The organism is Paenibacillus massiliensis 2301065 = DSM 16942 (genome assembly GCF_000377505.1).
Lineage (GTDB): Bacteria > Bacillota > Bacilli > Paenibacillales > Paenibacillaceae > Paenibacillus > Paenibacillus massiliensis.
This window is the reverse complement of record NZ_KB898200.1, coordinates 85346-100526: the sequence shown is the minus strand read 5'-3', so window position 1 is coordinate 100526 and position 15181 is coordinate 85346. Positions and strand designations below refer to the sequence as shown.

The window sequence follows — 15181 nt, the reverse complement described above, 5'->3', positions numbered from 1 at the left end:
ACAAACAGTGTTTGAAGGCTTGGACGATTGACATGTACAGTATTCAATTTTATGAAATTTACCGCTTATGGCTATTCTCTCTCATTTCTTAACTTATCAGCCGTTTCTTGCTCAGTCTCGTCTGTTTGAGGATCCTCTTCAATTTGAGGCTGACTTAGTAAGCTGATCTCCTCACTTAACTCAGTGATACGAGCATCTTTTTCACTTTGAAGCTGGCTAAGCAAGCTAATCGCTTCACTAAGCTCATTGATACGTATATCTTTTTCGTTTTGAAGTTGTCTCAACATACTTATATCTTCACTCAGCTCATTGATGCGAGTATCTTTAAGTGATTGAGTTTCATACAGAGCATTTAACTGGTCACTCAGATTGATAATTCGAGTATCCTTATTGTGTGTGCGCTCTCTTAGATTAACTAATTGATCACTTAAGTCTTTCACACGATTCTTGTACTCTTCCAGCATTGCCAATATCTCCGATTTCTGCATCACAAATGATTCTTCAAGCTTCTTCAACAGTACTTTTTTGCTAGCCAAGTTACTTTCTAACTTAGTCATATACAATAGTTTTTTTCTATTGATCTCCAGAGATAGTAAATCGACATTGTTCTTTAATAATTCTTGAATGAACCGATAATAATTCTCTACAGCATCTTCAATAGCAATTGGGAAAATCTGTTGTTTTAAAATTTCAACTTTCTCACATTGCTCGCTATAATGCTCTTTAATATTTTGAACTAGTTCAAAGTCATTTTCCGAATAAATTGTTGGAATCTTACCTTCCATCACAAGCTGCTCTTCCAATGGAGTTGGAGATCCGTGGAATACCTGTGACTTTTTCTTAAGAAGTGCGAGTGGAATACCATATTGAATCGAATCAAAAATCGAACCAGAGGTATCCGTAATTATCAAGTCAATTTCACCCAATATATCATTAAGGAAATTTTCATGTGTAAATATCTCTTCTGCTTCGAAGACTTCTTTAATCTTCTTCACTCGCTCAGGTTCATAATAAAGAGTCATATGATGGAGCTTTATCTTTATATTGTACTTTTCCTTCAGCTTCGTTATGAGCTCAAATCTCTCGTCTAATGAACTTAATTCACCGTAAGTTGGCATATAAAGAATAGTAAAATCTTCATTAGGAACAGTTTTGGCCGAGTTTAGAAACTTCGGATTTCCTAAAAGCTTGGCCTGAGTGTAGTTTTTCAATGCTCTGTAATCATAATCTGATTGACAAAGTATATAATCAAAACTCATGCTCCAAATATCGAAGTTATACTCAGCTTTACCAATTCCATATTGATAGCGAACAACATAATCACTCTCCACTGAGAAAAAGAACGGGAGAAAAGGATAAAAAACGGCCTTATAGCGTATATTGGGGTTTTCAATACCTAACATAACATTTGAAAACTCTTTACTTATAAATAATGCTGTATCCTCAAACATCAATTGTGCATTTTCATCAGATTCTGATACAGGGACGATGATATCAAATGGAATATCATTTTCTTTTAATTTGAAAAGAACATTCCTCATCGACTCATACGTCACCAAATTATGAAATACAAAGGCCAAAGGATTCTTTGTCAACATCTTTGGAGGCTCAATTAATTGATTACCTATTTTTGGTGCAAATACATGAGCTAATTCTTCTCCCGATTCTACATCAGTAATTTTCTCAAGTTGAAACCGTAATTCTGGCAGTTCTGCAGATGCCCCCCAAGCAAACCATGTGCCTTTGAAAGACTTCTTGATTGAGAAACCACATTGAACAAATAACTTTTCCCACATCATCTGAGAAAGAACAGAATAGTGGTCAGGGAAAGAATCCGCCCACTCATTATTTTCCGGTACAGCTACTATAAGTTGCCCACCCAGGCTGAGTACACGATTTAATTCTTTAATGGCGATAAAAGGCGCAACACAGTGCTCTAAGATATGTCTGGCATAAACAGCATCAAAAAAACTATTCTGGAATGGAAGCTTATGCGCATCTCCATATACAATCTGAAGCGTATCGTCGCTGTTTTCCTCTGCTTCTGTCTCATTGGCAGTAAGACCATATAACTGTGCGTTAGGTAATAATTCCTGAAGTACACGTGTTGTTTTCCCATCTCCACAGCCAAGATCTAAAACACGATTTGCCCCTGGGTCAATCAGCTGCATCAACTGCAATTGCGCTACATTATTATATGAATTTGCCGAGTACTTTTGTTGTCCTTCCATACTCTCACTCCCTAACTTCAATATGAAAGCACCTTTTAAAGTTTTTATTTCACAGCGATTCTATCATATGTTCTACGCTTCATAAACAATGCCTGCGACATACTATGATTTTCCTGAATATACTTGAGTGAATTTAACCTAAGCTGCTCTACCAATGCTTGGTTATTAGATAATTCAACTAAATAGTTAGCATAACTTAAAGGATCATCGGTAATTAAAATATTGTCTCCATGTACTACCTCTATTCCTTGAGCACCACGTGTTGTAGCTACAATTGCTAGCCCCATACTCATGGACTCCAGAATTTTAATGCGTACACCACTGCCAGAAAGAATAGGTGAAATAAGCACATGTGAATTCTCAAAAAATGGGCTAAGGTCATCTACTCGCCCCAACACCTCAAACCGACCAGGCTTATGCAACTCCCGTAATTCCTCGAACGGTGAACCTCCAATAATATGGAAGACAATTCTTTCATCATTTTTTATATGTGGATAGACTTCTGAAATGAACCAGCGCATTCCCTCTTCATTAGGATACCATCCGAACCCCCCTAACCACAAAACGTGTAACTTTCCATCATAATTCTTTGTACTAATTGGAGCTGCTTCAAACGCAATGGGAATAAATTCATTATAACTTTTCACACTATTCACACGAGACATGTCTTCTTTGGACATAAATATTTTCGACTCAATGTTGTATAAGTTACCTATTTCTATGTCGAACGTATTTTTTCTGCTGATTTTAGCAACTGTTTTCCAAACTAACCATTTCAGTTTTGAATTTGTTGCAGGCTCCCAAAAAGGAAATAAATCTCCCTCTATATTCTGATTAACTAAAACCATAGGAATCTTAGGAAAAAATCTCTTAACATAAGAACAATGTAGATTGTGAGCTTCAATGATGTCTATTCCGGTATCTGATTTTAGTCTTTTAATTGCTTGTATCATCTCTTGGCTATAAAAGCTAATATCCATTAATGGTAATCTATGCATGGAATGCTTAAGGATAAATTTCACTTTTTCAAAGGGAGACAACTCATGCAACATTCTAGGCTTTGGTATAAGTGTGACAGACTTGAATAACTTATCGTACATCTCTTTGTTTGCTTGATAAGAATCATCGCCAGGAATTTGGAATGTGAAAAGGTGAAAGTCATACTCATCAGCTAAAGGTAGGATCGTATTAGCTGTTGCAAGTTTGCCCCCAGAGTCTATAGGCAAAAAAGGAGCTAATGTTATTAAGGCTACTTGTTTCTTCTTAATATCATTCTGATAGTTATTACTTCTATAAAATTTACTGTCATCTGCAATATCAGTATCCAGTATCGGTTTGAAGGTATTATTATATACCAGTGATCTGTTTCTATCTGTAATATAACGAGCTGGAACACCGCCGACTACTGTAAAAGGGGCTACATTTCGTGTTACCACTGCTCCTGCAGCCACAACAGCTCCTTCACCGATCGTTACACCAGGTAAAATAGTTGCATTTGCTCCTATCCATACATAATCATGGATAATTATAGACTTACCTTCACAAGCAAAATCAGGAGAATTATAGTCATGCTGTAAGGTGATTAATGTAGTACCGAAGGAAATATTAACATTATTCCCAATCGTAATTCCGGAACGACCATCAATATAACAGTTCCTATTTATTATTGTATTATGCCCAATACGTAAGCTTACGCCGTTATGGTACCCAGTTATTTTTTGTCCACTTCCAATATATGCACTTTTACTAATTTTCACACGAAAAAAAACACTCAAATATGATTTGCGCGCTCGCTGAATGGGTACAAAAGTAAAAAAATTATTAAAGAACCAGAATAAAAATGCTACAATCCAATAGTAGAAAGTATGCTTTTGGAGTTTGTTCCGGAGTTTTATCAGGACTTGTTTCACTAGTTCACCTCTATTAAGATCTATAGGTTTCCAGAAAATCCCTTACTTTCTGTAAGTCTTCTGGGAAATCTATTTCTTTTACAAATTCATTATTAATACTTAAAGGAAATACCGAAATTTCTTTCTTTATTATTAAGTTCTCAAATGCTTTTTCAAAATAATCCATTTCTGCTACTGCTGCAAGCTCCCTTTTTACAGAAGATAAATCTTCAGATTTAATGAAATTTATACCCACTGCTTCACCTTGCGCATCAATGACTTCTTTGGATAATTCACAAATCTTCCCCTCATCGTCTAGCCTATATTTGACTTCTTCATCAGAGGTAGATTCCACATTGACCATAACAGATGTTCTGGTGCACTTACTAATATCCTGAGCCGTTCGTTTGCTAAAGTAAGTATCACCATTTACGAAGATAACATCCTCATCTCTAATGTTCTCCAAAGCAAGTAATAAGCTTTTTGAAGTGTTGGTCTTAAGGTAATTTTCATTGTAGACATACGAAACTTCAGGATAAAGCTTCATAATCTTCTCTTTCTCAAAACCAACAACAACCGTAATATTATTGATACCTACGATATCACGAAAATTTTCAATTTGCTGATCTAGAATTGTTCGAGAAGCTTGGATTTCTACTAAAGCTTTCGGTATACCTTCGCCTAGACGACTACCAATGCCAGCTGCCAATATCACAAGCTTCATTCGTCTCCTCCTATTGAAGCAAGTTTGTAATTTTGTTCAACGTAGACCAAGCCTGGAACCCAATTCTGGTTCTCAAGTAAAGGAACATCAAAGATGATAGCAGAATAAATACTATCCATAAAAGTAGAATTATGCAATTTAGATTTCAATCCTAATCCCACAACATATCCCTCTCCAGGGGCAAGAATGTTTTTAAAAGTTATATTCGCAACTTTAATATCCCCGGATTTCAGTTCTGGCAGCAACTCAATTTTGTTGTAGGAATTTAGACCAAATACATCAACGCCATTTCTATTTCGAATGGTATAGCCGATCGTTCCACCTTCAGGAATATCCTCAGTACACTTAAAATACAGCTTTAGTGTCATTGTAGAACCAAATGGAGCTGTATTACTTAGCTCACCATCAACATAAAGGTCTGCTCGTATAAATTGAACTTCTCCTGTCCCAGCTCGCAAATCTTTAACTCGTTTGTCAAACTCTTTATCAATTAGCTCATCATATGTCTTGAAGCCGTCAGGTATATTCCCGCCCTTTTTGCTAATCAATTTATCCAAAGACATGGATTTATCCAAAACAGCTAAACGTTGATTGTTATCCTTTTCATATTGTTGGGTGACGCTTCTTACATCCCCATCCATAAAAACGGTTCCGTCTTTTATATAAATAACTCGTTTACAAAAACTACGTATTACGTCCATCGTGTGAGATACAAAAATAACAGTCTTATCTTTAATTAATTCTTTCATTTTAGCAATGGACTTAGCCTGGAAATAAGCATCTCCAACTGAAAGAGCCTCGTCAACAATTAAAATATCAGGGTCCACACTTACTGCTGTTGCAAATGCTACACGAGCAACCATACCACTGGAGTACATTTTAACGGGTTGATATATATAGTCACCAATATCAGCAAATTCACAAATCGAAGAAATTTTCGAATCAATTTCTTCATCGCTAAGCCCCATGAGCATGCAAGTGTACTTAATATTTTCAAACCCACTTTTTTCAGGATTAAAGCCTGCTCCTAGCTCGAGTATAGCTGATACTCTTCCATTTATGGATAATTCACCACTAGTTGGTGTAAGAATTCCCGTTAATATTTTTAGTAGGGTTGATTTTCCAGCTCCATTAGTACCAATAATACCAACAGCTTCTTTTTTATAAATGTCCAACGAAATATTACTTAAAGCTTTCTTTGTCGTATGCAGTTTTTTATTAGAGAAAATCTCTTTAAAACGATCATTCGGATTGGTATAAAGTTTATATTCTTTATCTACCATTGATAAACTAATAACTTTGTCAGCATCCTCTTGACTTATTACACTTTCACTGTTGGTGCTTATTCTTTGCATATCATCTTCTCCTAGATTGCTGCAATTTTAATCAATAAGTAAATCAAGATGTTAAAAAAGAGTTACTTTAATGATGATAACCCCATTATCTTAAAGCATATCCGCATAAGTACCCTCTAAACGATTATAAATTTTCATGGCGACTACAAGCAGAATTGACATTGCTGCAAACATGATCCAGAAACCAGGATTATCAACTAAAAAGTTTTGTTGATATACGAAAATGGATCTGTAGCCTTCGACTAAATAGTACAGTGGATTCAATTGAAATAGCCACTTAATATTATCGGGAACTATGGCCATATCCCAAATGATAGGCGTTACCCAAAATGCAAATTGTAGTACTATGGATATAATTTGTGGGAAATCCCGGAAAAAGGGTACCAAAGCCGCATTAAAATATGAAATTGCCATTATAGTAATATAGCAATATGGAATTATGACTAAAAATTGAAACCAATAGACGGTTGGCCAATAACCATATGAAAAAACTAATATCATACTAAGAATAAGAAAAATAATATGAACGAATGAGGAGGATATAATTTTAATTAGTGGAATGAACTTTAAATTAAACACTATTTTTTTCACTATATAATTATATTCCATTAGAGAATTACTAGCCCCTGATATAGCATCTGAATAAAACAACCATGGGACCATCCCTATAACCATCCACAATACAAAAGGAACCTGGTCTGCTCGTCCACCTGATTTCAACCCAAACTCAAACACAAGCCAATAGATAACTATAGTTATAAGAGGAGCTATAAACCCCCAGACTACTCCCAATGCGGAACCAAGAAAGCGTGATTTAAAATCGTTTTTTGACATATTAAGCAGCATTTTTCTTTGCCGTAAAACATCTTTAGTAAAATTCACCATTAAGTTCAAAGTAGTTCTCCTTTGTCAAAGTAAAAAATTACTGGTTTCGATTATATCGAAACCTCAGTATTCATCCAATAATCGTAGATATCTTTCAGACTGTCTTCCAAAGCAATCTCAGGAGACCAGCCAGTAAGATTACGTAACTTACTGTTGTCTCCATAGTACTCTAGTATATTTACAGGTCTGATCTTTTCATTATCTGTATAAACTTCAATTTGTTTAGAAGCAAATGATAACAATGTATCAAGAATGCTCTGAATTTCTACAGAAACGCCAGAACAAATATTATACGCCTCACCTTTAATGCCCACTTCACTAACCAGACGATAGCCCTTTACAATGTCTCGTACATCCGTAAAGTCCCTTCTCGCTGTTAAATCTCCCACGCCTATAAAAGGACGTGCAAGTCCTTTTTCAATATCTGTAATTTGTTTTACAAAATCAGTTACGACAAATCCAAGGCGCTGACCAGGCCCAATATGATTAAAGGGTCTAACATGGACAATGTTCATATCATATAATTTTTGATATAAAAACAATGTTTTCTCCATTGTTAACTTGGACAACCCATACGGGTTTAAAGGATTTAGAGCTGCGTCTTCAGTAATAGGCTGTTTATCTACCAAGCCATATTGCTCTGAAGAACCAACAGATACAATTTTAAGCTCATTTGCAATTGATGAGGAGCGAACAGCCTCTACCAGTTCAATCGTCGCCATCAGATTAGTCTCAAAAGTCTCCGCTATAGCATTCCATGATTTTGCAACAGAACTCAGTGCAGATAGATGAAAGAGAACTGTGGGTTGAATGGCTTCTAGAGCTTCTACTATTTTTTGTTTATTACCATATTGAAGGGTAATCAGATTTGCATTGTTCTGAAAATTGAGGGAGTCACTTCGTGAACTCCCCCATACCTCATAACCGTTTGATTCCAGTTCCTTGGCTAAATATTGACCAACAAAACCGTTTATCCCTGTTATAAGTGCTCTCTTCATTTATAGACTACCTGTCTTGAGGAGGTTAGAAACTCTATTCATGTCACTATCTACCATCATTTTCACCAGTTGTTCAAACCCAACTTCAAGTTCCCAGCCTAGTTTCTTTTTAGCTTTTGTGCAGTCCCCTAGAAGAAGATCTACCTCTGCAGGGCGAACAAATTTTGGATCAATAACAACGTAATCTTGCCAGTTAAGCCCAACATGATCAAATGCAATTTGCACCAACTCTTCAACGGTGTGCGTTTCTCCCGTAGAAATAACATAATCATCAGGTGTGTCCTGCTGCAACATCAGCCACATAGCCTTCACATAGTCGCCAGCAAAGCCCCAATCACGTTTAGCATCCAGATTTCCCATGCGCAATTCGCCTTGAAGACCTAACTTTATACGCGCCACTGCATCTGTTACCTTTCGAGTAACAAACTCTACACCACGGCGTGGAGATTCATGATTAAACAAAATACCAGAACATGCGAACATATCAAAGCTTTCGCGGTAATTGACTGTGATCCAATGACCGTATACCTTTGCTACCCCATATGGGCTTCGAGGATAAAAAGGAGTTGTTTCCTTTTGTGGTGTCTCTACTACTTTACCGAACATTTCGCTGCTAGATGCTTGATAGAATTTAGCTTCAGGCTTAATGTAACGTACAGCCTCAAGCATATTGGTTACTCCTACCCCTGTTGCCTGCCCTGTAACTCCTGGCTGATCCCACGATGTTGCCACGAAGGACTGAGCCGCCAAGTTGTATACTTCATCGGGGTTTGACTTTTGGATAGCTTGAATCAGCGAGCCCTGATCTAGCAAGTCTCCATCAATAAATTCAATCTCATTTTTAATATGCTCTATGTTAGTCATAATTGGAGTACTAGTTCTACGACGTAATCCATACACTTTATAGCCCTTTGCGAGCAGTAATTCCGCCAAATATGAACCATCCTGTCCTGTAATACCTGTAACCAGTGCATTCTTAGCCATTGTTTAAAGTCCCCTTCATCACGCAATTAATATATAATTAAGATTGGTGTAACCTATAGATATTCTTCCATTTTCTGCATTCTCAGTTCCTTAAGCAGCAACTTCACTTCTTGTGCTTTATCCTTAGTACAAATTAGAGTCACATCTTCAGTATCAACTATAATTAGATCCTCAATGCCTAAAGTTGCAATTAATTTCCCATTACTTTCAATGATACAACGCTTAGTATCCAAGTTAAGAATATTACCACGAATTACGTTTCCGTTGTCATCCAGTTCATTAATTCTCTCTAGGGCTGTCCAGCTCCCTACATCATCCCAACCAAAAACACAAGGTATCACGTGAATATTATTCACTTTCTCCATTATCCCGTAATCAATGGATTGATCTGGCATATTCAAAAATTCAGACCGTATAATGTCGTCGCAATCATCTGTAGGTAGGGCTACCTTCATTTTCTCAAGAATATCATGCATCTCTGGCATAAGTTCTTTTATGTAACCTCTAATAGTATCGACTTTCCAGACAAAAATCCCACTATTCCAGAAAAAGTTCCCTGCTTCTAGATATGATTGCGCTGTTAGCAGGTCTGGTTTTTCAACAAACTTATTCACCTTATGAACCGGAAGATCATTTATAGTTATCGACCGATTACTACTTTCAATATAGCCATATCCAGTTTCCGGATAGGAAGGCTGAATCCCCAGTGTGACTAAACTTCCATTATCCTGAGCAACCACTACTGCAGTTTTAAGTATATTAACAAAGCCTTCCTCATTCTCTATGATATGATCAGAAGGAATAACAATCATCGTGCTGTCTGGGTAACGTTCCTCAATAATAACTGATGCAAGTCCAATACATGGTGCTGTATTTCTCCCCACAGGCTCAATAATAATGTTCTCGTGTGGCAGAGTAGGAATTTGTGCCTTAATTAATTCAGCATACAACTCGTTCGTTACAATGAATATTCTGGTTATATCTGTCAGCATTTCAAGACGAGCAATGGACTGTTGAATCATTGATTTATTACCTGAAATATTCAAAAACTGTTTTGGAAGATTGGTTCTACTCTTTGGCCAGAACCTTTCCCCTTTTCCGCCAGCCATAATTACACATGTAATATTCATTTCATCCCCCAAATTTCCACTTAGATATATATTCTAGTCTCTTCTTAACTAAATCCCCAATGGCTTGTGGAGAATAGTACTTTTTTATATACAGCTCTCCATTGTTTGCAGTTCGTGTATAAAAATCACTATCTGTATATAGTCTGTACATGTATTGACTTGCATGTTCGACTTCTGGATCAGCCCAGTACTGATAAGCCTTATACGGACCAAAATCCTGATCTAATTTAACTAAGCTATAGTTGACCAGGCATGCGTTATTTTGGTTCATAAAATCGGTATTTGAGGACCATCCTGTTCCAATCACTGGCTTGCCCAGATACATTGCTTCAGCCAGACCAAGACCGAACCCTTCACTGCGATGAAGTGATATATAACTATCCGTAACAGAAATCAATGCATTTGTATCGTTTCTAGAAAGAGTTTCTGTAATCAAATGAATGTTTTTGTACTGCCCTATAAGGTGATATAACTCTGATAACTCGGACGCTCCAGTAGCAACTCCGTTCACCTTAACTACAAGGCCGACAGATTGATCCTCCGGCAAAAAAGCTAATTGGAAAGCTTGTATAGAAGCCTTTGGATTCTTTCGACTCTGGTAACTTTTCAAATCATACATGGTTAAGAACAAAAAAGCATTATTAGGTAATTTAAAGTAATTTCTGTCTCTCAGATTGTGAATAGCGACTTCAATACTATGTGGAATCTTCACAACAGGAACAGGACTCTTCTGAGCAATTGAATCGACAACGAAGGTAGAAGGAGCCCATATTTCATCGACCAAATTAAAGCTTTCGCTCCATTCATCCGGAAAGTCAGGTAACTCCCAATGCCAGAATCCAATGTTATATCTGCCCTCAAAGATGGAGTTACCATATTTCGAATATACCTCCATCATTTGCTCAGCATTAATATGAAACATATTAACATTAAATTTTGGGTTCTCTACCTCTTTATGAATCCATGTAGTATCATTCATACTAGCAGTACTAGTTCCTGTAAAATTAATAATTCCAAAAGGAATATCAGTGGTTGAAAGACTCTTAGCTGCTATTCTGCACGATTCACCAATTCCCATCTCGGCACGAGCATACCCTACAAGATTTATCCCAGTAAAATCCCCACCAAGATGCACCTGTCTACCACTTTTCTGTATAGGAAAAGCTGTTTTAAGAAGTTTCGCCTTAATTCTTTGCCTTGACTCAAAAGATACCCATTTAACAATCACTGGTTTTAATTTAATAGCTACCTTATACAGTTTTTGATAGATTACAGATTTTACTTTCTTCATATAAAGAATATCTTCCTTCATTTCATTTTATCTGTGAATATACTGCTTAATAGACAAGTATAAGCACAATAAGACAACTATCATGGTATATGTTAAAATACTAACAGTACTCTTAGGAAAAGGAGATTGTAAACCTTGTCGAATCCAGTATACGGGAAACAGGCCCAAACGTCGACCCATGACGGGAAAAGGTCGTCTTTGTTTTGGGTGTTAATTGTTGGCATCATACTCTTATGGACCTGGGCACCATTCCAGGCTGCGCTATTTAACGGACAACAGCTGAATTTCGAAAGACCACTGTATTGGGCTGTAGTCATCTCTGGGCTTTTGCTCATTCTAGGAATCGTATCCTATTATAAGAAATTCAAGCTGGAAGAGCAAAGAGACTGGCTGGCAATCATCGTGCTTTTATTGCCTTTGTCATATATTGTCTCTTTGATCACAGCAGCCTCCCACTACTTGGCTATGAATATGGTGCTCGCGCAATGTATCTACGCTTCCATATTCATCCTTTCATTGTATCTAATGCAGGACCGCTTGGGAAATAAAATTATGCACATCATGGTGATGTCTCTTGCATACGTCATTGTAGGCTTTGGCTTCATCAACTGGTTCGGGCAATGGGTACTGGCTGGCAAGCTCGTAGGCTGGTTCTCCAGCATGGTGCATAACGAGCGATACATCAACGCTGTTATGACCGATTCGAACGGCCTTCGTCTCACATCGGTGTTCCAATACGCCAATACATATGCCGCCTTCCTGATGGCATTTTTGTTTGCTGCGGTATTCTGCCTGATGAAGTCCAAGACCTGGTATGGGCGGATGACGCATGCATTTATGCTGGTGCCTATTCTTGTGTCCCTATTCCTAACGTTGTCACGTGGGGGATTAGTGTTGCTTCCGGTTGTTTTTGTTATCCTACTATTATTCTTTAAGCCGGGACAGCAGCTCTTATGGATTATCCACTGTGCAGTTGCTGGAATCGCATCTGTCGTTATTCTAGTACCGATTACGAACATTGGACTGCAGTTGAATGAGACGTATAGTGGAGGCTTAGCTGCTAAGGCTTGGTTAATCCTTATTGCAGCATCTGCAGCCACAGCAGCAGTGCTATGGTTCATTCAGCACAAGCTGGCTCCAAAGTTGACCACAGAGGATAGTGGCTGGAACACACGTAGATTGGCGAATTTGTGGCTCCCCCTTGGCTCAGTAGTAGTTGTAGCGGTAGTTGCATATCTACTGATTGGAACAGGTCTGCGTAACATTCTACCTGAGAATGTTCAGACTCGAATTGAAGGTATTAATTTCCAACAACATAGTGTATTGGAGCGTTTCACTTTCTATAGCGATGCGTCAAAGCTTCTTACTGACTATCCAGTAATCGGAGCCGGTGGCGGAGCCTGGGCTTCCTTATACGAGACTTATCAGGATTATCCATATGTCAGCCGACAAGCTCACAACTTCTTCATTCAGTATCTGGTAGAAGTCGGCATATTGGGATTTGTAATATTCATGGGCTTCGTGTTGTATATTTTCTTTAAATATATTCGTGGTTATATGAAGCAAACGAGCGAAGAGCGTGAAGGACATTTCTTGTACGTTATCATCACTTTATCCATTCTGGTGCACAGCTTCCTGGACTTCAACCTAAGCTATGTCTTCATGGGTATGCTGGTCTTCATGGGACTCGGAGGGATGGCAGCAGCCATGGATAGTAAGCCTCTCAAGCGCCTGTCGATGGGATCAGCATTCAAGCCAGTGTATTCGATCACTATGGGAATTCTGACGATCATCGTGCTCTTTACAGGACTGCGTTACCTACAATCCAATGGGGCGATTAATGAAGCCAGAAATCTGTATAACACAGGTGGCTCAGCGGAACAAATTCAGAGCTCGATACAGGATGCTTTGTCTGTAAGGCCGACTCATCCAGAATCGGTTATCATGCTGTCTTCTATGTACCAATCCTTCTATCAGCAGACACAAGACGACCAGTTCTATACCGCAGATCAAGAGCTGCTTGATCGCGCGCTGAAGCAGGAACCTTACAATAAGTCTCTTGTGACGAATCTTATGAATCATTATCAGCTGAAGAATGATAACGCCAAAGTATTCGAGATCTTGGAGAGCACCATACCGCACTATAACTGGGATATTAATTGGTACAAAAATCTAATTGCTCACGCCTACTACTTAGGAAATCAGGCTAAGGAACAACAGGATCCTGCTGCGGAAGAGAAATATTTCTCAGTTGGCCTGAATGCTTACGAACGTATTCTGGAGGGTGTTAAGCACATTGAAGCACTTCCAGAGGGCCAGCTCTCCGGTCGCGAGTTCGGAGTTACGCCGGATATAGCACTGAATATCGGAAAAATCAGATTTGTATCAGGACAGACAGCCGAGGCTACAGCTCTTCTCCAGGGCTACTTAAATGAGAACCTTAGTGATGCTACCAACAAGGAGATTGTAAGGTATTATGTTGCAGCTACGCAGAAGCAAGGTCAAGCTGACCAGGCTTGGAAAGATCGTTTGATACAAGCTGATCCGGCTGAGCAACAGCTGATTCAAAGCTTGGTGAACATCCGTGCTTCAAATTAAATAGCTATCTGCTGCCAACTGCTATATCTGAATTGTGCAGCAGAAGAGGTCCTTTCCGGGTGGGAAGGACCTCTTCTTATTTACTTGCTTTGGATTACAAAGCTAATCTTCAATTAACCTTCAATTTGCTTAATAACCTTTTTCATGTATGCCAGCACATCATCTTTTATCTCGTCATGCTGTAGCGCATAATGAATTGTAGTCTCAATGAATCCTAATTTTTCCCCTACATCATGACGATCCCCGTTAAATTCATAGGCTAAAATAGGATTCTCCTCTCCCAAACGGAAAAGTGCATCCGTTAATTGAATCTCCCCGCCTACACCTACCGATTGCTCACCAAGCAGGTCAAAAATTTGAGGTGTGAGAATATAACGGCCCATAATCGCTAAATTGGACTTCGCTTCCTCACGTGCAGGCTTCTCTACAAGGCGTGTAGCCTGAACAAGGTTATTTTCCACCTGTCTTCCTTCGACAATGCCATAACGATGAACTTCATCCCAGGACACTTGCTTCACTCCGACTACAGGCTGCTGGTAACGATCAAAGACATGAATCATTTGCTGTAGACAAGGAATCTCTGCCTCGACAATATCATCACCGAGCAATACTGCAAACGGCTCATCTCCAATAAACTTTCGAGCACACCAGATAGCGTGTCCCAGGCCCTTGGGTTCTTTTTGCCGAATATAGTGAATATCAGCCATCTCGGAGGGTCTGCGCACCTCATCAAGCAGCTTCCATTTCTCTTTGGATGCCAGATTATGCTCAAGCTCAAACGAGGAGTCAAAGTGATCCTCAATGGCTCTCTTTCCCTTGCCCGTTACAATAATAATATCCTCGATTCCTGAGGCTACCGCTTCTTCAATAATATACTGAATTGTAGGCTTGTCTACGATCGGTAGCATCTCTTTGGGCATGGCCTTGGTTGCTGGCAAGAATCTGGTACCCAAGCCAGCAGCCGGAATGATTGCTTTGCGTATTTTCATACTTGATCTCCTTTATGTAATCCTACTGGTATACAGCTCTCTAACTATCATGGAGCCGTAACATTTAAATATCATTATATCAGGAAAAACTGAGCAGAAGATGAAAA

General features: G+C 38.5%; 11 protein-coding genes and 1 pseudogene. 1 reads left to right on the top strand and 11 read right to left on the bottom strand.

The features are described from left to right. Nucleotides 1-71 precede the first annotated feature (71 nt). From D328_RS0124335 to D328_RS0124295, 10 genes and pseudogenes are all read right to left on the bottom strand, one after another. A complete protein-coding gene (locus D328_RS0124335; RefSeq protein ID WP_018887665.1) occupies nt 72-2231 on the bottom strand; it encodes a class I SAM-dependent methyltransferase in 2160 nt (719 codons plus the stop codon). Nucleotides 2232-2275: 44 nt separating this feature from the next. After that, nucleotides 2276-3331, bottom strand: coding sequence for a glycosyltransferase (locus tag D328_RS31935; protein ID WP_407667813.1), 1056 nt, complete (start codon nt 3329-3331; stop codon nt 2276-2278). A gap of 267 nt (nt 3332-3598) precedes the next feature. Then, a pseudogene (locus tag D328_RS31840) lies at nt 3599-3751 on the bottom strand (DapH/DapD/GlmU-related protein); the annotation flags it as partial. A 403-nt stretch (nt 3752-4154) separates the two neighbouring features. After that, complete coding sequence (locus D328_RS0124325; RefSeq protein WP_018887663.1) at nt 4155-4844, bottom strand: phosphocholine cytidylyltransferase family protein; 690 nt, start codon at nt 4842-4844, stop codon at nt 4155-4157. Continuing rightward, nucleotides 4841-6199, bottom strand: a complete 1359-nt coding sequence (locus D328_RS29710) for an ABC transporter ATP-binding protein (protein WP_018887662.1) — start codon at nt 6197-6199, stop codon at nt 4841-4843. Before D328_RS29710 ends, D328_RS0124325 begins: the two co-directional genes overlap by 4 nt. A 90-nt stretch (nt 6200-6289) precedes the next feature. Then, entirely contained in the window at nt 6290-7084 is a 795-nt protein-coding gene (locus D328_RS0124315) for an ABC transporter permease (RefSeq protein ID WP_033413681.1), read from the bottom strand. Nucleotides 7085-7134: 50 nt separating this feature from the next. Beyond that, nucleotides 7135-8082 carry a GDP-mannose 4,6-dehydratase gene (locus D328_RS0124310; protein ID WP_018887660.1) on the bottom strand — a complete coding sequence of 316 codons (948 nt, stop codon included), beginning with the start codon at nt 8080-8082 and terminating at the stop codon, nt 7135-7137. Next, complete coding sequence (gene gmd / locus D328_RS0124305; protein ID WP_018887659.1) at nt 8083-9066, bottom strand: GDP-mannose 4,6-dehydratase; 984 nt, start codon at nt 9064-9066, stop codon at nt 8083-8085. 53 nt (nt 9067-9119) lie between these two features. Continuing rightward, on the bottom strand, nt 9120-10196 hold the full coding sequence (locus D328_RS0124300; RefSeq protein ID WP_018887658.1) for a mannose-1-phosphate guanylyltransferase: 1077 nt from the start codon (nt 10194-10196) through the stop codon (nt 9120-9122). 1 nt (nt 10197) lies between these two features. Further along, nucleotides 10198-11487, bottom strand: a complete 1290-nt coding sequence (locus D328_RS0124295; protein WP_018887657.1) for a glycosyltransferase — start codon at nt 11485-11487, stop codon at nt 10198-10200. Between the two features lie 135 nt (nt 11488-11622). Between D328_RS0124295 and D328_RS0124290 the strand changes: the two genes are divergently transcribed. Beyond that, a complete protein-coding gene (locus tag D328_RS0124290; RefSeq protein WP_018887656.1) occupies nt 11623-14085 on the top strand; it encodes an O-antigen ligase family protein in 2463 nt (820 codons plus the stop codon). A 113-nt stretch (nt 14086-14198) separates the two neighbouring features. Here the strand turns inward: D328_RS0124290 and galU are convergent, their stop codons facing one another. After that, nucleotides 14199-15074, bottom strand: a complete 876-nt coding sequence (gene galU, locus D328_RS0124285; RefSeq protein ID WP_018887655.1) for a UTP--glucose-1-phosphate uridylyltransferase GalU — start codon at nt 15072-15074, stop codon at nt 14199-14201. Nucleotides 15075-15181: the final 107 nt, after the last annotated feature.